Source organism: Nocardia sp. NPDC051911 (assembly GCF_040681035.1).
Lineage (GTDB): Bacteria > Actinomycetota > Actinomycetes > Mycobacteriales > Mycobacteriaceae > Nocardia > Nocardia sichangensis.
Genome location: NZ_JBFAXY010000034.1, coordinates 21,146 through 42,056, shown reverse-complemented (window position 1 = coordinate 42,056; position 20,911 = coordinate 21,146). Strand labels below are relative to the sequence as shown.

General features: G+C 70.0%; 22 protein-coding genes. 11 read left to right on the top strand and 11 right to left on the bottom strand.

Annotated elements, in window-relative coordinates:
- Positions 1-75: 75 nt before the first annotated feature.
- From AB0L97_RS31350 to AB0L97_RS31320, 7 genes are all read right to left on the bottom strand, one after another.
- On the bottom strand, positions 76-921 hold the full coding sequence (locus AB0L97_RS31350; RefSeq protein ID WP_355078477.1) for a DMT family transporter: 846 nt from the start codon (positions 919-921) through the stop codon (positions 76-78).
- A gap of 3 nt (positions 922-924) precedes the next feature.
- The gene (locus AB0L97_RS31345; protein WP_364436617.1) at positions 925-2,526 is read right to left on the bottom strand and encodes a DEAD/DEAH box helicase; all 1,602 of its coding nucleotides are present in this window, start codon (positions 2,524-2,526) and stop codon (positions 925-927) included.
- Positions 2,527-2,708: 182 nt separating this feature from the next.
- On the bottom strand, positions 2,709-3,647 hold the full coding sequence (locus AB0L97_RS31340) for a M56 family metallopeptidase (protein ID WP_364436613.1): 939 nt from the start codon (positions 3,645-3,647) through the stop codon (positions 2,709-2,711).
- A 43-nt stretch (positions 3,648-3,690) separates the two neighbouring features.
- A complete protein-coding gene (locus AB0L97_RS31335; RefSeq protein WP_039797864.1) occupies positions 3,691-4,083 on the bottom strand; it encodes a BlaI/MecI/CopY family transcriptional regulator in 393 nt (130 codons plus the stop codon).
- A gap of 71 nt (positions 4,084-4,154) precedes the next feature.
- On the bottom strand, positions 4,155-5,054 hold the full coding sequence (locus AB0L97_RS31330) for an ABC transporter ATP-binding protein (protein ID WP_364436609.1): 900 nt from the start codon (positions 5,052-5,054) through the stop codon (positions 4,155-4,157).
- Complete coding sequence (locus tag AB0L97_RS31325; RefSeq protein ID WP_364436606.1) at positions 5,051-6,142, bottom strand: iron chelate uptake ABC transporter family permease subunit; 1,092 nt, start codon at positions 6,140-6,142, stop codon at positions 5,051-5,053. Before AB0L97_RS31325 ends, AB0L97_RS31330 begins: the two co-directional genes overlap by 4 nt.
- Positions 6,139-7,185, bottom strand: coding sequence for an iron ABC transporter permease (locus AB0L97_RS31320; protein WP_364436602.1), 1,047 nt, complete (start codon positions 7,183-7,185; stop codon positions 6,139-6,141). The genes AB0L97_RS31325 and AB0L97_RS31320 overlap by 4 nt, the downstream gene beginning before the upstream one ends.
- A gap of 131 nt (positions 7,186-7,316) precedes the next feature.
- Here AB0L97_RS31320 and AB0L97_RS31315 point away from each other — a divergent pair, with 131 nt between their 5' ends.
- The 6 genes from AB0L97_RS31315 (at position 7,317) to AB0L97_RS31290 (ending at position 11,933) form a co-directional block, all read left to right on the top strand.
- Positions 7,317-8,024 carry a hypothetical protein gene (locus AB0L97_RS31315; protein WP_364436599.1) on the top strand — a complete coding sequence of 236 codons (708 nt, stop codon included), beginning with the start codon at positions 7,317-7,319 and terminating at the stop codon, positions 8,022-8,024.
- Between the two features lie 253 nt (positions 8,025-8,277).
- Positions 8,278-8,667, top strand: coding sequence for a PaaI family thioesterase (locus AB0L97_RS31310; protein ID WP_355078546.1), 390 nt, complete (start codon positions 8,278-8,280; stop codon positions 8,665-8,667).
- Positions 8,668-8,743: 76 nt separating this feature from the next.
- Positions 8,744-9,046 (top strand): urease subunit gamma, encoded by a 303-nt coding sequence (locus AB0L97_RS31305; RefSeq protein WP_364436596.1) that lies wholly within the window; start codon positions 8,744-8,746, stop codon positions 9,044-9,046.
- Positions 9,047-9,096: 50 nt separating this feature from the next.
- Positions 9,097-9,408, top strand: a complete 312-nt coding sequence (locus AB0L97_RS31300) for an urease subunit beta (RefSeq protein ID WP_355078470.1) — start codon at positions 9,097-9,099, stop codon at positions 9,406-9,408.
- A 60-nt stretch (positions 9,409-9,468) separates the two neighbouring features.
- Positions 9,469-11,190 (top strand): urease subunit alpha, encoded by a 1,722-nt coding sequence (locus AB0L97_RS31295; RefSeq protein ID WP_364436592.1) that lies wholly within the window; start codon positions 9,469-9,471, stop codon positions 11,188-11,190.
- A gap of 290 nt (positions 11,191-11,480) precedes the next feature.
- Positions 11,481-11,933, top strand: coding sequence for a hypothetical protein (locus AB0L97_RS31290; RefSeq protein WP_364436589.1), 453 nt, complete (start codon positions 11,481-11,483; stop codon positions 11,931-11,933).
- Positions 11,934-11,959: 26 nt separating this feature from the next.
- Here AB0L97_RS31290 and AB0L97_RS31285 read toward each other — a convergent pair whose 3' ends face one another.
- Positions 11,960-12,502: a YaeQ family protein gene (locus AB0L97_RS31285; RefSeq protein WP_364436586.1), complete on the bottom strand. Its 543-nt coding sequence runs from the start codon at positions 12,500-12,502 to the stop codon at positions 11,960-11,962.
- 133 nt (positions 12,503-12,635) lie between these two features.
- Between AB0L97_RS31285 and AB0L97_RS31280 the strand changes: the two genes are divergently transcribed.
- Entirely contained in the window at positions 12,636-13,202 is a 567-nt protein-coding gene (locus AB0L97_RS31280) for a hypothetical protein (RefSeq protein WP_364436583.1), read from the top strand.
- A 7-nt stretch (positions 13,203-13,209) separates the two neighbouring features.
- Here AB0L97_RS31280 and AB0L97_RS31275 read toward each other — a convergent pair whose 3' ends face one another.
- Positions 13,210-14,802: a phosphatase PAP2 family protein gene (locus tag AB0L97_RS31275; RefSeq protein WP_364436580.1), complete on the bottom strand. Its 1,593-nt coding sequence runs from the start codon at positions 14,800-14,802 to the stop codon at positions 13,210-13,212.
- A gap of 611 nt (positions 14,803-15,413) precedes the next feature.
- Here AB0L97_RS31275 and AB0L97_RS31270 point away from each other — a divergent pair.
- The 3 genes from AB0L97_RS31270 to AB0L97_RS31260 are packed head-to-tail and all read left to right on the top strand — an operon-like array spanning position 15,414 to position 16,687.
- Positions 15,414-15,866: an SRPBCC family protein gene (locus AB0L97_RS31270; protein WP_364436701.1), complete on the top strand. Its 453-nt coding sequence runs from the start codon at positions 15,414-15,416 to the stop codon at positions 15,864-15,866.
- On the top strand, positions 15,863-16,204 hold the full coding sequence (locus AB0L97_RS31265) for a metalloregulator ArsR/SmtB family transcription factor (protein ID WP_356968549.1): 342 nt from the start codon (positions 15,863-15,865) through the stop codon (positions 16,202-16,204). The genes AB0L97_RS31270 and AB0L97_RS31265 overlap by 4 nt, the downstream gene beginning before the upstream one ends.
- Before the next feature lie 39 nt (positions 16,205-16,243).
- Positions 16,244-16,687, top strand: a complete 444-nt coding sequence (locus AB0L97_RS31260) for an SRPBCC domain-containing protein (RefSeq protein WP_356968547.1) — start codon at positions 16,244-16,246, stop codon at positions 16,685-16,687.
- A gap of 147 nt (positions 16,688-16,834) precedes the next feature.
- On the opposite strand, the gene AB0L97_RS31255 is transcribed toward AB0L97_RS31260, so the two are convergent.
- The gene (locus tag AB0L97_RS31255; protein ID WP_355078462.1) at positions 16,835-17,785 is read right to left on the bottom strand and encodes a zinc-binding dehydrogenase; all 951 of its coding nucleotides are present in this window, start codon (positions 17,783-17,785) and stop codon (positions 16,835-16,837) included.
- A gap of 93 nt (positions 17,786-17,878) precedes the next feature.
- On the opposite strand from AB0L97_RS31255, the gene AB0L97_RS31250 reads away from it, so the two are divergent.
- Positions 17,879-18,406 (top strand): TetR/AcrR family transcriptional regulator, encoded by a 528-nt coding sequence (locus AB0L97_RS31250; protein ID WP_364436573.1) that lies wholly within the window; start codon positions 17,879-17,881, stop codon positions 18,404-18,406.
- Between the two features lie 38 nt (positions 18,407-18,444).
- On the opposite strand, the gene AB0L97_RS31245 is transcribed toward AB0L97_RS31250, so the two are convergent.
- Positions 18,445-20,838, bottom strand: coding sequence for an excinuclease ABC subunit UvrA (locus AB0L97_RS31245; protein WP_364436570.1), 2,394 nt, complete (start codon positions 20,836-20,838; stop codon positions 18,445-18,447).
- Positions 20,839-20,911: the final 73 nt, after the last annotated feature.

Sequence of the window (20,911 nt, the reverse complement as noted above, 5' to 3'; positions counted from 1 at the left end):
CCGTTCTGCCCGGGGCTCGACAGTGCGGATATGCGGTGCGTCGTCTGTCCCGTCGGCCTTTCTTCGCCGGTGGGCTCAGGCGGCGGCTTGCGAGCGGGAGAGCATGATCGTCGCGGCGGCCATGACGAGCACCGCGCCTCCGGTGATGACCAGTCCCGCGGTGTCCGTCCGCAACCGCTCGTCCAGCACGGCGATGCCGATGAACGCGGCGGCCAGTGGCTCGACGACCGTGACGGCGGGCAAGGAGGCGGTCAGCGGTCCCGCGTGATAGGCGCGCTGCTGCAGGTAGACGCCGGTGACACCGGCCCCAATGAGTGCCCAGGTCTGCCAGCCGCTGAGCACATCCCCGAGACCGTGCTCGAACAGGTCGGTGACGTAGTCGGTGAGCGCGGCGGCGAGTCCGTAGAGGGCGCCGCTCGCGGCGCCGATCAGCAGCGCGCGCCACGCCGGGTCGCGCGCGGCGATGCCACCGGCGGTGGCGGCGGCGATCAGGCCGAGCAGGATGCCCAGGGGCACGAGCCAATCTCGCAGCGGCGCATCGGTGTTGCCCTCGGTCGGATTGCCGACGAGCAGGAAGCAGGCCAGCGCGGCGGTCAGCGCGAGGGCGGTCGCCCAGGTGCGCGGCGCCACGCGGCGGTCGTTGAGCCGGGCGGACATCGGTAGCGCGAACACCAGCGCGCTCACCAGGATCGGCTGCACCAGCAGCACCGCGCCCAAGGTGAGCGCGACGACCTGCATGGCGTATCCGCCCGCGTCGCCGACGACGCCCGCCCACCAGCGCGGGGTACGCATCAGCGAGCGGATCAGCGACGCGCCCTCCGGCACCGCGGCCGCCGCGTGCTGTTGCGCCACCGCGGCGACCGCGAACAGCAGCGCCGCGAGCAGGGCGCAGAGGACGGCGGCTGCCGCGTGAGTCGACACGCTCTAGTTTGCTCCGCGATTGCCCCGCTGCGGTGACTGCTGCGCGCGTACGGCGCGTCGCCGTGTCCGGCCCGGCGTGTCGCCGGAGGCGTGCCCTGCGGCGCGTCCGGAGAATCCGCCCGCCGCAGCGGAACGGCGGGGGGACGCACCCTCGACCGAACCCGCACTGTGCCCGGCGGAGCTGCCGGTGGCGGGCTTCCCGGCGACTTTCGCCTGGCCGCGACGACGCCCCGGCGCGGTGACCGATTCGCCACCACGGCTCGGCATCGAGCCCGACCGGGACTGCTTCGCCGCACCGGCGCCGCGGCCACCGGCCTGAGCTGTCTCCGCACGCCGGTTCGCTTGACGTCGTGCGGGTTTCGTCGCCGGGGTGGTCGCGGGCGCGGCGGAAGCCGGAACCACCGGAGTTCCGGACGGGCGGCGGGCGCCGGTGATCTCGACCAGGGTGCGGTCGCCGGGACGGACCGCGACTCCGTCCACTTCGACACCCGCCTTACGGGCCATCGACTCGACGTCGCGGCGCTCTTCGTCCATCACCAGCGTGACGACCACGCCGTCCTCACCCGCGCGGGCGGTGCGCCCGGCCCGGTGCAGATAGGCCTTCGGCTCCGGCGGCGGATCGACATGCACGACGAGGGAGATCCCGTCGACGTGGATGCCGCGCGCGGCGACGTCGGTCGTGACCAGCACCGGCACCGAGCCGTCGGCGAACGCGGCGAGGGTGCGGGTGCGATTGTTCTGCGCCTTGCCGCCGTGCAGCGCGCCCGCGGCGATGCCCGCCCCGCGCAGCTGTTTGGCGAGCCGGTCGGCGCCGTGCTTGGTACGGACGAACATGATGGTCAGCCCGTCGCGGGCGGCGATCTCGGTGGCGACCGCCCGCTTGGTCACCTTGTCGCCGACGTAGAGCAGGTGATGCGACATCGTGGTGACCGAGGCCGACGGCGGTGCGGTGGAATGCGTGACGGGGGAGCGCAGGTAACGCTTGACCAGCTTGTCGACCTCGCCGTCCAGCGTGGCCGAGAACAGCAGGCGCTGACCGTCGCGCGGCGTGCGGTCGAGCAGCTTGGTCACCTGCGGCAGGAATCCCATGTCGGCCATGTGGTCGGCCTCGTCGAGCGCGGTGATCGTCACGTCGGACAGATCGGCCGATCCCTGGGTGAGGAGGTCGGCGAGCCGTCCGGGCGTGGCGATGAGCAGGTCGACGCCGCGGGCGAGCCGGTCGGCTTGGCGTTTGATCGGGGCGCCGCCGACCACCGAGGCCACGCGCAGGCCGAGCGAAAGCGCCGGTTCGTCCAGTGCCCGCTCGATCTGTGCGGCCAGCTCGCGGGTCGGCACCAGGACCAGTCCGCGCGGGCGGCCCGGCTTGGCCGCGGCGCCGGCCAGCCGGGTGAGCATCGGGAGGCCGAAGGCCAAGGTCTTTCCGGAACCGGTCGGCCCGCGGCCGAGCACGTCCTTGCCTGCCAGGACGTCGGGCGTCGTGGCAGCCTGGATCGGAAACGGCGTCTCGATGCCGTCGCGTCGCAGTGCCTGGACGAGCACGGCGGGCAGGCCCAGACCCGCGAAGGTCGCGGGGGGCGCCGCGGCGACGGTGGTCGAGGGGGTCACGAGGAGGATGTGCCTTTCGTCGCACGGCGCGTTCCACGCGGATCGCGCTGTTCGGTGGGATGGAGAACGGTGCGCGATGCGGTTTCACCGCGCGGTGGCGCGGGCGATGACGCGCGCCGGGTAAAGCGAGAGGATGCGGCCGACCGGAGGCGGGCCGAAGGTCCAGGATACGTGCCGGGGAGTCAGCCGTGGAACAGCCGACTCAGTTCCACGAGCCAGGGTACGGCCACGGCCTGCGTCGGCACCACCAGGATGGCGGCCGAGCCGAGGTAGGCGGCCGTGGCGATGCGCAGGTCCCCGATCCGGCCGCTCAGCCGCTGGATGCGGATGAGCGTGGTGGGGCCGCCCGCGGCGAGCGCGCCTTGCGGCGCGGTGGACTTCGCGCAGGCGACGAGGGCGCGGGCCAGCGGCTTCGGTCCGGTGACCTTGACCGCCGAGTCGTCCGCGAGTAACTCGATGAGCAGTTTCACCGAGCCGAGCGCCGCCTTGCTGCGCACCACCCGGGGGAACGCCTCGTGCACGGCCGTGAACGCCTCCAGCACGAGATCGTGCCTGGCCCGCAGGTGCGAACGTTCGTGGCTGACGATGGCGGTGACCTCGGCGTCGGCGAGATTGGTCAGAGTGCCTTCGCTGAGCACGACGCGCTGGCGCAGGCCGGGCAGGCAGTAGGCGATGGGCTCGGTGGCGGCCAGCACCCGGATGTCGGCCGCGCGCCGGTGCGGACCGCTCTGGTCCAGCAGGTCGACGAGCATGCGGTGGCGCGACCTCCGCCTGCGGGTGTGCACGCCGACCCGGATGATCGCGTAGATCAACCGGGCGCCGATCAGCAGCGTGAGCGCGAAGACGAACACGTACGCCAGCCACAGCGGCAGGCCGAGCGCGTCGATCTCCCTGGTCGGCGCGGTGGTCGGGCGGCCGTCGGGACCGGGCACGAGCAGCTCGGCGGCGATGGCCAACCCGGAGCCGAACGCGCTGAGCACGGCTGCGAGCGCGATGGCCTGCCAGAGCACCAGCGCTGCTCGGGGCGTCCGGTAGGTCCAGGTCGCCCGGCTGAGCAAGGCCGGGACAGGCCCCGCGAGAAGCAATGCCAGTCCGGCGAATACCGGCGCGGTTGCGTTCATCGACTCAGCTCACTGCGTTGTGGGGCCAGGGCGCCCGAGGAGTCTACTGCGGCGGGGGCGCCGAGTCCTCGGTTGCTTCGAGCTTAGCGAGTGCTTCGCGCAGAGCGGCAGCCTCGTCCTTGCCGACCTGTTCCACGAAGTGCACCAGGGCCGCGGCGCGGCTGCCCGCCGCGTCGGCCTGTTGCAGGGCGTCGACCATCAGGCTGGCCACGAGTTCGTCGCGGGTGTGCACCGGCGCGTAGCGGTGCGCGCGGTCGTCGCGCCGCTGGACCACGAGGTTCTTCTTCGCGAGGCGTTGCAGCACGGTCATCACCGTGGTGTACGCGAGCTCACGGCGTGCGGCGAGCGCCTCGTGCACCTGCCGGACCGTTTGTGGTTCGTCGGCCGACCACAACTGGTCCATGACCGCTTTCTCGAGTTCACCAAGACCTGCCATTCCCTAATTTTAGGTACTCAACGACGAGGATGCGTACTACAGGGTGTCGTAACTATGGAATAGCTGGTGTGTCATTTCTCATACGGCGCGGTCTCGGGCGTTGTGGCAGCCGGTCCGCCCACCTTTCCGCGCACGTGCCTGGCGCCGATCGGCACGATCATCGGGCGGCCCGACACCGGGTCCTCGAGAACCTTCGCGTCCAGGTCGAACACTTCGCGCAGCAGCTCGACCGACACCACCTCGCCGGGGGCGCCCGCGGCGACCACGCGTCCGTCGCGCATGACGACCAGCTGGTCGCTGTAGCGGATCGCGAGATTGAGATCGTGCAGCACCATCACGACGGTGCGGCCGAGATCGGCGTGCAATCGGTCCACCAGGTCGAGCACCTCGATGGAGTGCGCCAGGTCCAGATAGGTGGTCGGCTCGTCGAGCAGCAGGATGTCGGTGCCCTGGGCCAGCGCCATCGAGATCCAGGCGCGCTGGCGCTGGCCGCCGGACAGCTCATCGAGCGGCCGGCCGGCGAGGTCGGCGATCCCGGTTTGGTCCAGCGCGGTCGTCACCTCGGATTCGTCGGTGCCCGACCACTGCCGGAACCAGGACTGGTGCGGGTGGCGGCCGCGGGCGACCAGATCGGCGACGGTGAGCCCTTCCGGGGCGACCGGCGATTGCGGCAGCATGCCGACGATGCGGGCGACGTCCTTGGTCTTCATCGTCGAAATAGCCTTGCCGTCCAACAACACTCGGCCTTCTCGGGGGCGCAGCAGGCGGCCGAGCGAACGCAGCAGGGTGGACTTCCCGCAACCGTTGGGCCCGATGACGGTCGTGACGACGCCGGGAGCGACGGTCAAGCTCAGCCCGTCGACGATCACCCGGTCGCCGTAGCCGAGTGTGACCGCCTCGGCGCCGAGCCGGTGCGCAGGAGCGCTCGCTCGCTCCGTGGCGTCAGGGGCGGTGATGTCCGCGATCGTCATGACAGCGTGGCCTTCCGGTTCATACGCACGAGCAGGTACAGCAGGAACGGCCCGCCGAATGCCGCGGTCACGACGCCGAGGGGTAGGTCGACCGGAAACGCCGTGCGGGACACGACATCCGCGCCGACCACCAGGACGGCGCCGGTCACTGCGGCGCCGACCAGCGGCTCGCCCGGTGTGCGCAGCAGGCGTCGTGCGATCTGCGGCGCGGCGAGGGCGACGAAACCGACCGGCCCGACGGCGGCGGTGGCCACCGAGGCGGCCACGACCGCCGCTCCGATCAGGACGGCCTGCTGGGTCTGGATGCGCACCCCGAGCGCACGCGTGGTGTCGGAGCCGAGGCGCAGCGCGGCGAGCGTGCGGGCGGAGGCGAGCGCGACGAGCGCGGCGATTCCCGCGGCGATCGCCGCGGGACCCAGGCGCGCGTTGTCGGCCGCGTTGAGCGATCCGTTCAGCCACAACTGCACGCGCTGGGCATCCGCCAGGCTGGCGCGGGTGAGCAGCCAGCTGATCCCGGCGGTCAGCAGGGCGTTCACGCCCACGCCGATCAGCACCAGCCGCAGCCCGGTGGCGCCGTACGCGCCGGTGGCGGTGCGTCCCCAGGCGAGCAGGTAGATGGCGACGGCGGTGAGCAGCCCGCCTGCCAGGGCCGCCACCGGCGCGCCGACCGAGGCGGCCAGGCCGGTGCTCGCGCCTCCGGTGCCGACCAGCACCGCGACCGCCCCCAGGCTCGCGCCCGAAGTGATGCCGAGCATGTCCGGCGCGGCCAGCGGGTTGTGCAGGATGGACTGGGTGACAGCGCCCGCGAGCCCGAGCGCGAGGCCGACCACGAGCGCGGTGAGCGCGCGCGGCAGCCGGGACTCCAGCACGATGAACCGCTGAGCCCTGGTGCCGCCGCCGGTCAGGACGTCCAGCACGCGCCCGAGCGGTAGACGGGACTCGCCCACCGCGACGTCCAGGCACAACAGTGCGAGCGCCAGCGCGATCAGGACCGCGACGATCAGGATCATCCGCGGTCGCAGCACCGTCGACACCGGCCCGACGCGCAGCGCGGGGCGGGCATTCGAGGCTCGCAGCGAGACCGTCACAGGTTCACCAGCTTTCGCCTGCGCACGAACGCGAGGAAGAACGGCACGCCGAGCAGGGCCACCACTACGCCGACCTCCAGTTCGCCGGGGCGAGCCACCACCCGGCCCGCCACATCGGCGATCAGCAGTAGCAACGCGCCGAGCAGCCCGGAATAGGGAATCAGCCAGCGATGGTCGGGCCCGGTGATCGTCCGCGCCAGATGCGGCACGACCAGGCCGAGGAAGGCGATCGGCCCGACCGCCGCCGTCGCCGCGCCCGCCAGCAGCACGACGGCCGCCAGGCCGAGCGCGCGGCTGCGGCCGACATGCACGCCGAGCCCACGCGCGACGTCGTCGCCGAGGCCGATCAGATTCAGTCCGGGCGCCGCCAGCACCGCCAGCAACATGCCCACGGCCAGGAACGGCAGTACCTGCCAGAACACCGCGGCGTCGCGGCCGGCGACGGCGCCGATCACCCAGAACCGGTAGGTGTCCAGCGCGGCGGCGTCGAACAGCACGACGGCGTTGGTCATGGCCTGCAGGAACGCGGTGACCGCCGCACCCGCGAGCACGAGGGTCAGCGGGCTCGCCTTGCCGCCGCCCACGGACGAGGTCGCGAACACCGCCACCCCCGCGATCAGCGCTCCGGCCAGCGCGAACCAGATGTATTGTTCCGGCGCGGCGAAGGCGAACAGGTACACGCTCAACGCGGCCAGGAACGCCGCACCCGCGTTCAGTCCGAGCAACCCGGCGTCGGCGAGCGGATTGCGGGTGTAGCCCTGGACGAGCGCGCCCGCGATTCCCAAGGCCGCCCCGCAGACCAGTGCCAACGCGGTGCGCGGCAGCCGCAGCCCTCGCACGATCTCTTCCTCGGTGGAACCGGCTGCGCAGGTGAAGGGTCCGCCGGGGCAGGTGAGCGCATGATGCACGGCGTCGTAGACGGTCCCGGGCGCGAGCGAGCGGGCGCCCACCGCCACGCCGGCCAGCACGGCGAGCAGTAGCAGGACGGTCGAGACGAGAAGTCCGGAAAGACGTCGCCGCCTCACGGTGGCAAGAGAAGTCACGGCGACGAGCTGCTCCTGAAATCAGCGATACGGTTGCTAGGTCTGGTAAGCCTAACCTATCTTCGCGGACAGACGGGCATGGCCGAATGTCCGCCGCGCCGCGCGACGGAGCCGATCCCCGAGGAGGTTCGATGACCGAGCTCATCACCACGCCACATCGCTCGACGACGGAGTTCGGACGCGCCTGTGCCCGGCTGCGCGCGCTGCAACCGGAGCACCCGCGGGTCTATGCCGTCGCCGCGATCGCCGAGCAGGGCAAACGACGGTGGTGGCAGCTGGCGGACGGAGTGCGCGAGGGGCGCGTCGAACTCATGTACCGGCGGCATGCCGCGGAGATGATCAGTGCCGGCATCGCGGCGGAAGTGGTTGCCACGGCGCTGATCCACGCGATAGCCGGTCGGGTGGTCGCGCTGCTCGTGGCGGAAGGGCGGGCCTGGGATCCGGGCTTGGAGAACCTATGGATCCATACCGACAACGACGGCGGAATCGACTGGGCGGGCTTGTCGGACACCACGATTCGCGTGATCGACGGTGATCCGCTTGCGGGCGGTCCCGGTGTGGTCGCCTTGCCGTGCCCGGAGGCGATGTACGTCTGGCTCGCGCATCGCTGCGAGCCCGCGCTGACCGTCGTCCAGCGGAACCTGACTCGCTGCTCCGGTTTGAGCGCCGGGCGATTCTGGTCCCTCGTCGGTGAATCCGTCGCGGGCGCTTCGACTTACGTGCCCGATCTGGCGCGGACCGATTCCGTCACCGGCGCGCGTCGTGGCCAGGCGCTCTTGGCGGCGATGGCCGAGCGCGGGCTGCCCGTGCGGCGGTCGGGTTCTTGCTTAGTTAGGTAAGCCTGACCTATACTCATCTCCGGCGTACGGATCGCGTGCGAGTCCCGAGGGCTGCGGTGACCCCCGATCCCGTGCCGCGGCGGGCTCCACTTCCGGTGGGGCCCGCCGCTCTGTGTCGATCTCTTCGGCGGGGCACCGCCCTGGCCTGCGATGAGGCCGCGGCGTTGCGCGCAGGGTGCTGTGCGACAGTGAATACATGACACAGCAGGAGACTCGCCAGGTCGGCTCGCTGGCGGACGTCACGCCCGAGCAGATGAACGCTTACAGCGAAGGCACCTTCGCCGACCTGATCGGCCTGCGCTACACCGAGCTGAGCCCCGATCGCGTGCGTGGCGAGTGGGTCGTGAAACCGCACCTCTACCAGCCCGCAGGCATCCAGAACGGCGGCGTGTACTGCACCGTCGTCGAGACGCTCGCCAGCATCGCCGGCGGTGTCTGGTTCGGCGACCAGGGCACGGTCGTCGGCGTGAACAACAACACCGATTTCCTGCGGGCGGTGCGCGAGGGCACCCTGACAGGCGAGGCGACGCCGCTGCATCGGGGCAGGCTGCAGCAGCTGTGGCAGGTCGTCATCACCGATGAGCAGGGCCGCACCGTGGCGCGCGGTCAGGTGCGACTGCAGAATCTGCCGCATCGGTCCTGACCGCTCGACCGGCGACGGCGGAACGGGCGTGCCAGAATGTGCGTCACCCGTCACTGTGAACCGGTGAGGAGCCCGGATGCGACTGTCACCGCATGAGCAGGAGCGCCTGCTGCTCAGCTACGCCGCCGAGCTGGCCCGGCGCAGGCGGGCGCGCGGACTCAAGCTGAACCATCCCGAGGCGGTCGCGCTGATCACCGACCACGTGCTGGAAGGCGCGCGGGACGGGCGCACCGTCGCGGACCTGATGTCCTCGGGACGGACCGTCCTCACCCGCGACGACGTGATGGAAGGCGTGCCGGAGATGATCCCCGACGTCCAGGTCGAGGCGACCTTCCCGGACGGCACCAAGCTCGTCACCGTGCACCACCCGATCGGATAGGCGGGCGGTATGCGGTTTGCGAGCGCCCCCGAGCCGGACCGAGGCCCGGCGTGATCCCCGGCGAATACCTTTGCGCCGAGGGCGTCATCGAACTGAACGTGGGCGCGCGGCGCCTCGAACTCGACGTGGTCAACACCGGAGACCGGCCGGTGCAGGTCGGCAGCCATGTGCATTTCCCGCAGGCGAACACGGCGCTGGAGTTCGACCGCGCGGCCGCGCACGGCCACCGCCTCGACATCCCGGCCGGGACCGCGGTGCGCTTCGAACCCGGTCTCGGGCAACGGGTAGGGCTGGTGCCGCTGGGCGGCGCCCGCGAGGTGCACGGGATCAGCCCGACCCCACCGGGCCGTCTCGATGGCTAGTGCGTATGCGGACCCGGAACGGGGCGGCGCGGAGTACGCGGGCTCAGGAGGTAGGACGCGATGAGTGAGCTGAGCCGGGCGCGGTACGCCGAACTGTTCGGACCGACGACGGGCGACCGGATTCGTCTGGCGGACACCGATCTGCTGATCGAGATCACCGAGGACCGCAGCGGGGGACCGGGGCGCGCGGGCGACGAAGCCGTGTTCGGCGGCGGCAAGGTCCTGCGCGAATCCATGGGCCAGTCCCGAGCGACGCGCGCCGAGGGCGCTCCCGACACCGTGATCACGGGCGTGGTGATCATCGATCATTGGGGAATCATCAAAGCGGACGTCGGTATTCGCGACGGACGCATCAGCGCGATCGGCAAGGCGGGCAACCCCGACACCATGACCGGGGTGCACCCGGACCTGGTCGTCGGGCCGTCCACCGAGGTGATCTCCGGCAACGGCCGCATCCTCACCGCGGGCGCGATCGACTGTCACGTGCATTTCATCTGCCCGCAGCTGTTGGAGGAGGCGCTCGGCGGCGGCATCACCACCCTCATCGGCGGGGGCACCGGCCCGGCCGAGGGCAGCAAGGCGACCACCGTGACGCCCGGCGCGTGGCATCTGGCGCGCATGCTGGAGGCCACCGACGGCTGGCCGGTGAACATCGTGCTGCTCGGCAAGGGCAACACCGTCAGCGCCGAGGCCATGTGGGAGCAATTACGCGCGGGCGCATCGGGTTTCAAACTGCACGAGGACTGGGGCTCCACGCCCGCCGCGATCGATGCCTGCCTCACCGTGGCCGAGGCGGCGGGGGTGCAGGTGGCGCTGCACTCGGACACGTTGAACGAGGCGGGTTTCGTCGAGGACACCCTGGCGGCGATCGCGGGCCGCGGCATCCACGCCTACCACACCGAGGGCGCGGGCGGCGGACACGCGCCCGACATCATCACCGTCGCCGCCCATCCCAACGTGCTGCCCAGCTCCACCAACCCGACTCGTCCGCATACGATCAACACCCTCGACGAGCACTTGGACATGCTCATGGTGTGCCACCACCTGAGCGCGTCGATCCCGGAGGATCTGGCCTTCGCCGAAAGCCGCATCCGCCCCTCCACCATCGCGGCCGAGGACCTGCTGCACGATCTCGGCGCCATCTCGATGATCGGCAGCGATTCACAGGCCATGGGCCGCATCGGGGAGGTGGTGCTGCGCACCTGGCAGACCGCGCACGTGATGAAGCGCCGCCGCGGCGCGCTGCCGGGCGACGGCGCCGCCGACAACGCCCGGGTCCAGCGCTACATCGCGAAGTACACCATCTGCCCGGCCGTCGCGCACGGCCTGGACCACGAGATCGGGTCGGTCGAGGTGGGCAAGCTCGCCGATCTGGTGCTGTGGGAGCCGGCGTTCTTCGGTGTCCGCCCGCATGCCGTCCTCAAGGGCGGCGCGATCGCCTGGGCCGCGATGGGCGACGCCAACGCCTCCATCCCCACGCCGCAGCCGGTGCTGCCGCGCCCCATGTTCGGCGCCGCCCCGGCGGCCGCCGCCGCGACCGCACTGCATTTCGTCTCCGAGCAGGCGATCGAGGACGGCCTCGCCGACCGGTTGCGGGTCCAGCGGAGGCTGGTTCCGGTCCGCGACGTCCGTGGCGTGCGGAAGACGGATCTGCCGAACAACGACGCCATGCCGCGCATCGAAGTCGAGCCGGACACTTTCACCGTCCGCATCGACGGCGAGGTCTGGCGCGAACAACCCGCCACCGAATTGCCCATGGCCCAGCGCTATTTCCTGTTCTGACCGGCGCGGGTACGGGTTCGACCGATCGGTCGGTCCTCGCCGGGCTTGCCGAACTCCTCGATCAGCACGGGATACTGCTCCCCACCGTGTCCCGCGACGCTCTCGCCCACTACATCGACGCCGCCGAGCGAACGGGCCGCCGACAACTACCCGCCCTTCGCCGCCGCCGCCGCTTGAACCCCCCGCGAGTCGCACACGGCTGCGGCGAGGTACGCGAGGACGTCTCAATGGTGTGCCACTCGTGGACGCCGGGCGTATAGTCCGCTGGACCTGGAGCAAGGGAGGGAAGCATGCCTCGACCGGGCGAGCGTAAGGCGGCGCGTCGGGCGCTGACGGGTGTTGTCGGCGCGGGGACGTTTCTGGCCGCGATGTTCGTGACCTCCGCGGCCGCGCCGCTGCCGTCCGACGGCGGTGTCACGGTCACCTTGAACGACTACTGCCAGGATTCCGGTGCGGTGGGCCGCCTCGCCGACGGCCGGACCGTCTACTGCACGCAGGTACAGAACACCGACGCGTTCGTGTGGTCCTTCAGCCGGAATCCGATCCCTCGCGACCCGAATACGCGCGGCTACACCTGCGACGGCGATGCCTGCCACTGGCCCGACGGCAGCGCCGTCCCGAACTACCAGCGATGCGGTGTTCTCTGCGGCGAGCCGCCCACCAATGGCGACGTGCAGAGCGGACTCTACGACTGCCTTCGAACCGGAGCCGAATTCGAGGAGTGCGAACGCCGGATCCGATGAGTGGCACCTAGGAACGGATCCGAGAACTAGGTGAGCCGGTGCTCGTGGATCGGTGCGCTCAACGCGGTGCCGTTGAGGTCCAGGTACAGCAGGCGCTCGGTGACGGACACGGTCACGGTGTTGCGGCGTTCGGTCGCGGCGACGGCGGAATCGATGAAGTCGCGATCGAAGCTGTAGAGCGGTATCGCTTCGGCGCGATGGATGCGCTTGCCGGGGAGTTGCGCCAGCACCTTGGCCGGGTCGCGGTGAGTGTAGACGGCGACCCGGTCGGCGAGTTTGCTGCCTCGGTGCACCCGCTCCGCGTCCGGAGCGCCGACTTCGATCCAGGCGGTGAGGCGGCCGGTGAGGTCGCGCACCAGCACCGCTGGCTCGTCGGTGGAGGAGACCCCACCGTCACTGAAGGCGATGCCCTGCTCGTATTCGAGGCAATAGGCGAGCACTCGGGTCAGCATGAACTCCGCGGATTCGGACGGGTGCCGCGCCACCCGCAACTCCAGCTCCTGGTAGACGCCCCGATCGACGTCGGCCAACTGGACGGCGAAGTTGTGCAATGTCGCGCTGAGTGCCATAGCTGCAAGAGCTTATCGCCGCCCGGCGATCAGCCCCGAGGCAGCGCGGTAGCGATGATTTCGCAAGCTGTCGGCGATGGGCTGGACGATCCGGTGTTCAGTGAATGTCATTGACGACGCTTACGATTCGGCGGTGACACTTACTCGTGACGACTTGGCCGGATACGTCGAGCGCGACCTCGACGCCGACCTGGCCAGATGGTTCGCCGATCGGCCGCCGGTCACCGTGCCGGAAGCGACCCGGCCGGTGGCGCCCTTCCTCGAACGGCTGGCGCCCGCGTCCGCGGCGGCGCTGGCGGCTTTCGATCGCCGGGTGCGGTCCGGGCGGATGCCGCGGTTCCTGGATGTCCACGACTGGTCCTACGGTTTCGACTTCGCCGGAAATAACTGCGGCATACTGGATTCCGACTACGAGACCGAGCTCACCGACGGCGACGTGTACTCGATCGGCGCGGACGGCGGCGGCAACCTGTACGTGGTGCTCAGCAACGGGCAGGTCGCGATCTGGTTCCACGAGGAGGAAGTGGTCGAGGAGGGCACTCGTTTCGACGACCTCGATGTCTTCCTCTGGTCGGTGGTGCGTTACCACGCGGTGCGGGCCGGGGTGCTGGAGCGCGAGGCGGTCGAGGCGGACTTCCTGGCGCTGGGACAGGACGGCGCGCTCGAGCCGAACCTCGGGTTGCTGCGCTTGATGAAGTAGCGCGCGCTCAGTCTTCGCCCGCTCGCCGCTGAAACGGTAGCTCGGCTCGGAAGACGTCCCGCAGCCAGGGAGCTCGGCGGTGATGCGGGCGGCTGCGGTCGGCCCAGAGCGGATTGGATTCGTCACGGCGGTAGACCGCGAGTTGCCCGGCGATGCGGAAGTGCAGTCGGGTGGCCTTGCCGACCACCTCGCCATCGGTCGCCAGCGCCTCCGGCGTGGGTAGCTGCACGAAGAGTTCGGGCAACTGGCGTTCGCCGTAGACCTTGCTGTGGCCGATCGCCGCCAGCAACAGCGCGAGTACGGCGCGGGTGCGCGACCAGCGCAGATCGGCGCGCAGCCAGCGGATATCGAGTAGTCCGGCGTCGAGCCGGTCACGGAAGGCGGGCACCGCGCCGTGCGGGTGGTAGGGACCGTTGCCGACGAACAGGAACCACACCCGCTGCCAGCGTCCGTCCAGGCAGATCTCGATCGGCTCGGCCCGGCGCAGGGTCACCACGAGCGCGGCGGCGAAGGCGGGCCATTTGCCCCAGCGTGACTGCCACTTCTCGCGCAGCTGCACCAGGTCCGGATAGGCGCCGAGGCTGGCGGTGTTGATCAGATGCCGGGTGCGGGAACCGGTGTCGTCCTCGCATTCGACGCCGGCGATGTCCACCGCCACCGCCTCGCCGACACCGGTGGCATCGATTACTTCGCGCAGGTCGTAGACGCCGAGATCGCGGGCGAAGTGGTTGAGCGTGCCGGTGGGGATGACGACCAGCGGCAGCTCGTGGCGCAACGCGACCGCGGCCACCGCGGCCACCGTGCCGTCACCACCGGCGACGCCGACCGCAAGCACCGGTTCACCGTGCTCGGCGATGGCCCGCTCGAGCTGGTCGGCACAGTCCAGATCGGGCTGCGTGCGCAGCACGGTGGCGGCGGGCAGGGCCGCGACCACGTCGTCGGTGGGATCGTAATTCGGGTCACCGGACACCGGATTCACCATGACCACCAGGCCTTTGCCCTCCACCAGCGCGGGCACTTCGCGAACCGGGCGGGCCTGCGCCTCATCGGATTCGCGTACCGGCCACCAGCGTCGCGTGGCCAGGGCGACACCGGAACCCACGGCCGCTCCGACGAGCACATCGGAACTCCAGTGCACACCGGTGTGCACCCGAGAGTAGGCGACGGTGGCGGCCAGCGGGGCGACAGCCAGTGCGGTACGGGGACTTTCCAGAGCGACAGCGGTGGCGAATGCCGCGGCGCAAGCGCTGTGTCCCGAGGGGAAGGAGGAGGAGCGCGGAGTCGGAACGAGTCGCCGGTGCACCGGCAGGAGTTCGGCGGCAGGCCTGCGCCGGGCGATCAGCGATTTGAGGCCCACGTTGACGACGAGACTGGCTCCGGCGACGGAGACGACGCCGCGCAGCGCGGCCCGCCGCGGCGCGCCTTGGCGGGAGGCGAGCAGCGTCGCGAGAACCAGCCAGAGTCCGCTGAAATTCGCGCTGCCGGTGAGCCGCAGCAATCCGTGGTCGACCACCGAGGCAGGCAGTTCGGCGACCGCGCCGCCGATCGCTCGATCGATTCGTCCGATGCCGTGAAACTTCCGGCGCACCCAGCTACTCACTCGTCCGACATTACCGATCACCGCGCACACAAACGTGGACGCACAGCGGACTGCCGCGGTGTCGGCGAGACCCAGGGCTCGGCGAGAGGTCGTTGAGCCGACACCTGCCACGAGAACCGGTGTTGCAAAGGAATTCTCGAGACGCCGACTGCCAGTTGCCGGGAATCCGAAAGGGACGCCGATGAAGACGATCGTCGGTGCGGGCGGTGACAGTGATCGCCGTGAGCGTGGCGGCTACGGGTTGACCGGGCGATGTGTCGATCCCGGCTCCCGCATGGCAGCTCGGCGGCGCCCGCGGTCGCGACGATTTGTTGTCGCCGGATCTTCTGATCGCCGATTCGTCCGCACTCCGCGCAGCACGCGGCTATCGTAGCGATGCGAGATTGCTGAAAAGTTGCTGATGCGCCGAATCGGCGGTTGGGCGCGGCATGTCTCAGTTGCTGAAGCCATTGCCGGGCAGGGGATACCGCCATGGCGTCGGTCGGCGCGAGGTGTGCGGCGGCGAGGTCCGGCATCGGCGACGGCGGCGCATATGCAACCGATGGTTGCGCTATGCCCGGTGGTCGACTAACGTCAAGCGCAACCAAACGTTGCATATGGAGGTCGTGGATATGGAGTACGGCAGCATCGAACGCGAGATACACGTCGACGCCTCGCCCGAGGTGGTCTTCGAGGTCGTCAGCAGCCCGGAGCACATCTCGGAATGGTGGACCGACGAAGCCGAGTTCGATACGGCGCCCGGTGCGGTCGGCGAACTCGTCTGGGGCGACCGCGTCGATGTCGTCCCGATCAGGGTGGTGCGGGCCGAGCCGCCGCGATTGTTCTCGTTCCGCTGGTGCTATCCGGGCGGCGCGATCGACGATTCCGCCGGCTCGCTGCTGGTCACTTTCGAACTCACCCCGTCGGGCGCGGGCACCAGGATCCGGCTCACCGAGACGGGGTTCCGGGAAATGGGTTGGGAGGTGGCGAAACTCGAGGAGCAGTACCGCGACCACAGCGTGGGATGGGACACCTTCGTCCCCCGCCTCGGGGAGTACATCGTGCGGCTGGTGTCGACGCCGTGACCGCCGCAGTCGACGACGACCTGTGGTCCGCCATCGGGGACCCGATGCGCAGGCGGATGCTCGATCTGCTCCTCGCGGAGGGGAACGGTACGGCCACCAGCCTCAGTGAGCGGCTGCCCGTCACGCGGCAGGCGGTCGCCAAACATCTCGTCGTGCTCGACCGCGTCGGTTTGGTGCACGGCACGCCCGCCGGGCGGGAGCGGCGGTACCGGGTGGACGAGGCGCAACTCGCGCGCGCGGTCGCTCAGTTATCCGCGGTCGGGGCGGCGTGGGACGCCAGGCTCCGGCGTATCAAGCGCATCGCGGAGGCGATTCAGCGCAGACAAGACCAGCAGTGAGATCACGCGGTTACGAGAACAATGGAAAGAGGAATCGAAATGGTGGACATTCTGCACAAAGTGGGCATCAAGTCGCCGGTGGACGAGGTCTACGCCGCCTTGACCACCACCGAGGGGCTCGCCGGGTGGTGGACGGCCGATACCGAGGGGGACGGCGGCGAGCTCGGCGGCTTGCTCGAATTCCGCTTCGCGGCAGGTGGATTCGACATGCGGGTGCGCGAGCTCGACCCGGGAAAGCGAGTGCTGTGGGAGGTGGTCGGCGGGCCTGATGAGTGGATCGGGACCCAGGTGGACTGGAGCCTCGAGCAGGCGGGCGACTACACCACCGTGCTCTTCGCGCACCGGGGGTGGAAGGAGCCGGTGGACTTCATGCACCACTGCAGCACCAAGTGGGCGGTCTACCTGCTGAGCCTGAAATCGCTGATCGAAACTGAGAAGGGCGCTCCGCATCCCCACGACGTCAAGATCGACAGCTGGGATTGACGCGCCGCGCGGGAAGGTCGGGGGCACCGCGACGGCATTTCGCACCGGCGGCATCGCCACCGGTGCGGATGCTGTCGCCCGTCGGCCGGTCGGCGTACCTTGGCGTGAGCCGTACGAGCTCGATGGCCGCACGTTTCCGATGCGCGGTCAGGGGGTGAGGATGGTCTTCCCGATGGCCGTGCGGTCTTCGAACGCCCGATGGGCGGTCGCCGCTTCGGCCAGGGGCAGCACCGTGCCGATGACGGGGGTGAGTTCACCGCGCACCGTGAGGTCCTCGGCTCGGCGGGCCAGCTCCGGCCACCGTTGCGGGCGATATCCGAGGCTGAAGGGAATCAGCGAGGCGCCGACCGGTAGGAGTTGCTCCGAGCTGATCTCGACCGCGACGCCGCTGGCCGAGCCGAAGACCACCATGCGGGCGCGCGGTTTCGTGAGCAGGCTGTAAGCCTCCCGAGCCGTCTGTCCGCCGACGGTCTCGAGCACGACCGACACCGGACCGGCCTCCTCGGTCCATCCCGGTCGCGTGTAGTCCACGGTGGCATCGGCGCCGAGGTCGGCGGCCAGCTGCCGCTTCGCGGCCCCGCTCGCACCGGCGACGACCCGGGCTCCGGCTCGTTTGGCCAACTGGATCAACAGGGTTCCGATTCCTCCGCCTGCCGCCTCCACCAGAACCGTGTCCTCGGGCCCGATCTCCGCGGCTTCGATCAATCCCACGGCCGTCGCGCCCTGGCCGAGCAGCGCGAGGGCTTGATGCTCGCCGAGGCGATCGTCGAGCGGTACGGCCGCCGCTGCCGGAATGCGCACCAGCTCCGCGTAACTGCCGGAGGCGACCGTGCCGACCACTCTTTCGCCGATGCGGCGGGTCTCGACGCCGGGACCGACCGCGGCCACCGTCCCGGCTACTTCGATGCCGGGCGTGTGCGGCAGCGGCAGGCCGAGCGGATCCGGGGTCACCCCGGCGCGCACCTGCACCTCGAAGTAGTTGACTCCGGTGGCCGTGGCCCGGACGAGCAGCTCGCCCTCGCCCGGCGTGGGATCGTCGACCTCCTCGACTCGCAGCACTTCCGGGCCGCCGTACTCGTGATAGCGAACTGCGCGCATGGGATCCACCCTTCCGGATACGGACTATCGGTCCGTTTAGTGTGTCGCTATGATACGGACTGTGGGTCCGCTTATGTCAACTGGAGGTCAGCGATGCGCGCCGACGCCGAACGCAACCGGGTCGCGATTCTCGCCGTAGCCGGGCGTCTGATCTGCGATGAGCAGCGCGACAACGTCTGCATGGACGAGATCGCGGCAGCCGCCGGAGTCGGGAAGGGCACGCTGTTCCGCCGATTCACCGACCGCGAAGGGCTGATTCGCGCGCTGTTCGACGACCGGACCGGCCGGGCTTGGGCGGCCGTCCGCGACCTCGCCGCGGATCCCGCCGTGCCGGTGGACGAGCGGATACAGACCTTCGTCGCCACGGTGTTCGACCTCACGGTGGTCGAGTTGCAACCGTTGACGCGCGCCCTGCCCGACGGCTGTCGGTCCGAGACCTGGGCGCCGTGGCGGGCGCTGCTGGCGGAGTTGATCGCCCAGGTCGTCCCGGATGCCGACGCGGAGTTCCTGGCCATGGCGATCTTCGCGAGCATGCGTCCGGAGATCACCGACATGACCTCCCCGCAACGCCATCGGGAGGGCGTGCTCGCCTTGACGGCTCGCGTTCTCGGGTCAGGGTAGCGGCGTCGATCGCCGCCACCCTGCTCGCGAGCGCCCGGTCAGGCGCCGACGTAGGCCGCGAGATGTTCGCCGGTGAGAGTGGAGCGGGCGGCGACGAGGTCGGCGGGAGTGCCCTGGAAGACGACCCGGCCGCCGTCGTGTCCCGCCCCAGGACCGAGGTCGATGATCCAGTCCGCATGCGCCATGACCGCTTGGTGGTGCTCGATGACGATGACCGACTTGCCGGAGTCGACGAGCCGGTCGAGCAGGCCGAGCAACTGCTCGACATCGGCGAGATGCAGGCCGGTGGTCGGCTCGTCGAGGACGTAGACGCCGCCCTTCTCGGCCATGTGCGTGGCCAGCTTGAGCCGTTGCCGCTCGCCGCCGGACAGCGTGGTGAGCGGCTGACCGAGGCTGAGATAGCCCAGCCCGACGTCGGCGAGCCTGCTCAGGATGGCGTGCGCGGCCGGGGTGCGGGCGGCCTCGGTGCCGAAGAACTCCTCGGCCTCGAGCACCGACATCGCGAGCACTTCGCTGATGTCGCGGCCGCCGAGGTGGTATTCCAGCACCGACGCCTGGTATCGCTTGCCCTCGCACTCCTCGCAAGTGGTGGCGACACCTGCCATCATCCCCAAGTCGGTGTAGACGACGCCCGCGCCGTTGCAGGTGGGGCACGCTCCTTCGGAATTGGCGCTGAACAGCGCGGGCTTCACCCCGTTGGCCTTGGCGAACGCCTTGCGGATCGGCTCGAGCAATCCGGTGTAGGTCGCCGGATTACTGCGCCGCGAGCCGCGGATGGGCGCCTGATCCACCGCGACCACGCCTTCGCCCGCGGGGATGGACCCGTGCACCAGCGAGCTCTTGCCGGACCCCGCCACGCCGGTGATGGCGACGAGCACACCCAGCGGAACGTCGACGTCGACATCGCGCAGGTTGTTCGCTTTCGCGCCGCGGATCTCGAGCTTGCCGCTCGGCTCGCGCACGGTGGCCTTGAGCGCGGCCCGGTCGTCGAAATGGTGGCCGGTGACGGTGCCGCTGGCCCGTAGCCCCTCGACGCTGCCCTCGAAGCAGACGGTGCCGCCCGACGTGCCCGCTCCCGGACCGAGGTCGACGACATGGTCGGCGATCACGATCGTCTCCGGCTTGTGCTCCACGACGAGCACCGTGTTTCCCTTGTCCCGCAGCCGCAGCAGCAGGTTGTTCATCCGCTGGATGTCATGGGGATGCAGGCCGATGGTCGGCTCGTCGAAGACGTAGGTGACGTCGGTCAGCGAGGAGCCGAGGTGGCGGATCATCTTGGTGCGCTGGGCCTCACCGCCCGACAGTGTGCCGGAGGGCCGGTCCAGCGAGAGGTAGCCCAACCCGATCTCCACGAACGAGTCGAGAGTGTGCCGCAGCGCGCCCAGCAGCGGCGCCACCGACGGCTCGCTGAGGCCGCCGACCCATTCGGCGAGGTCGCTGATCTGCATCGCGCAGGCGTCGGCGATGCTGATCCCCGCGATCTTCGACGAGCGCGCCGCCTCGGTGAGCCGGGTGCCGTCGCACTCGGGACAGGTCGTGAAGGTGACCGCGCGGTCCACGAACGCCCGGATGTGCGGCTGCATCGCCTCCCGGTCCTTGGACAGGAACGACTTCTGGATCTTGGGGATCAGCCCCTCGTAAGTGAGATTGACCCCCTCGATCTTCACCTTGGTGGGCTCTTTGTAGAGGAAGTCCTGCATCTCCCTCTTGGTGTACTTGCGGATCGGCTTGTTCGGATCGACGAAACCCGACTCCGCGTAGACCCGCACCGTCCAGAAGCTGTCCGACTTCCAGCCCGGGATGGTGAACGCGCCTTCGGTGAGCGACTTGGAATCGTCGTAGAGCTGGGTGAGGTCGATATCGGACACCGAGCCCCGGCCCTCGCAGCGCGGGCACATCCCGCCGGTGATGCTGAAGCTGCGGCGCTCCTTCACGGTCCTTCCGGAACGTTCGGTCGTGACCGCGCCCGCCCCGCTGATCGAGGCGACGTTGAAGGAGAAAGCCTGGGGCGAGCCGATGTGCGGCTTTCCGAGCCTGCTGAAGAGAATGCGCAGCATGGCATTGGCGTCGGTGGCGGTGCCGACCGTGGAGCGCGGGTCGGAACCCATGCGTTGCTGATCGACGATGATCGCGGTGGTCAGCCCCTCGAGCACGTCGACCTCGGGCCGTGCCAGCGTCGGCATGAAGCCCTGGACGAACGCGCTGTAGGTCTCGTTGATCAGCCGCTGCGACTCCGCGGCGATCGTGCTGAACACCAATGAGCTCTTGCCCGAGCCGGAGACGCCGGTGAACACCGTCAGCCTTCGCTTCGGAATCTCGATGCTGACATCCTTGAGGTTGTTCTCGCGCGCGCCGTGCACGCGGATCAAATCGTGGCTGTCCGCGGCGTGCGGCGCGGGCGACTGCGTGTCCGTCGTCGTGGCCGTGCTCATCGTGTCTCCATCTGTCGGGCGGGGCCGCCTGCGCGGCCGGCGTCGCCGGGCTCGGTTCGATCGGTTCGTGCCG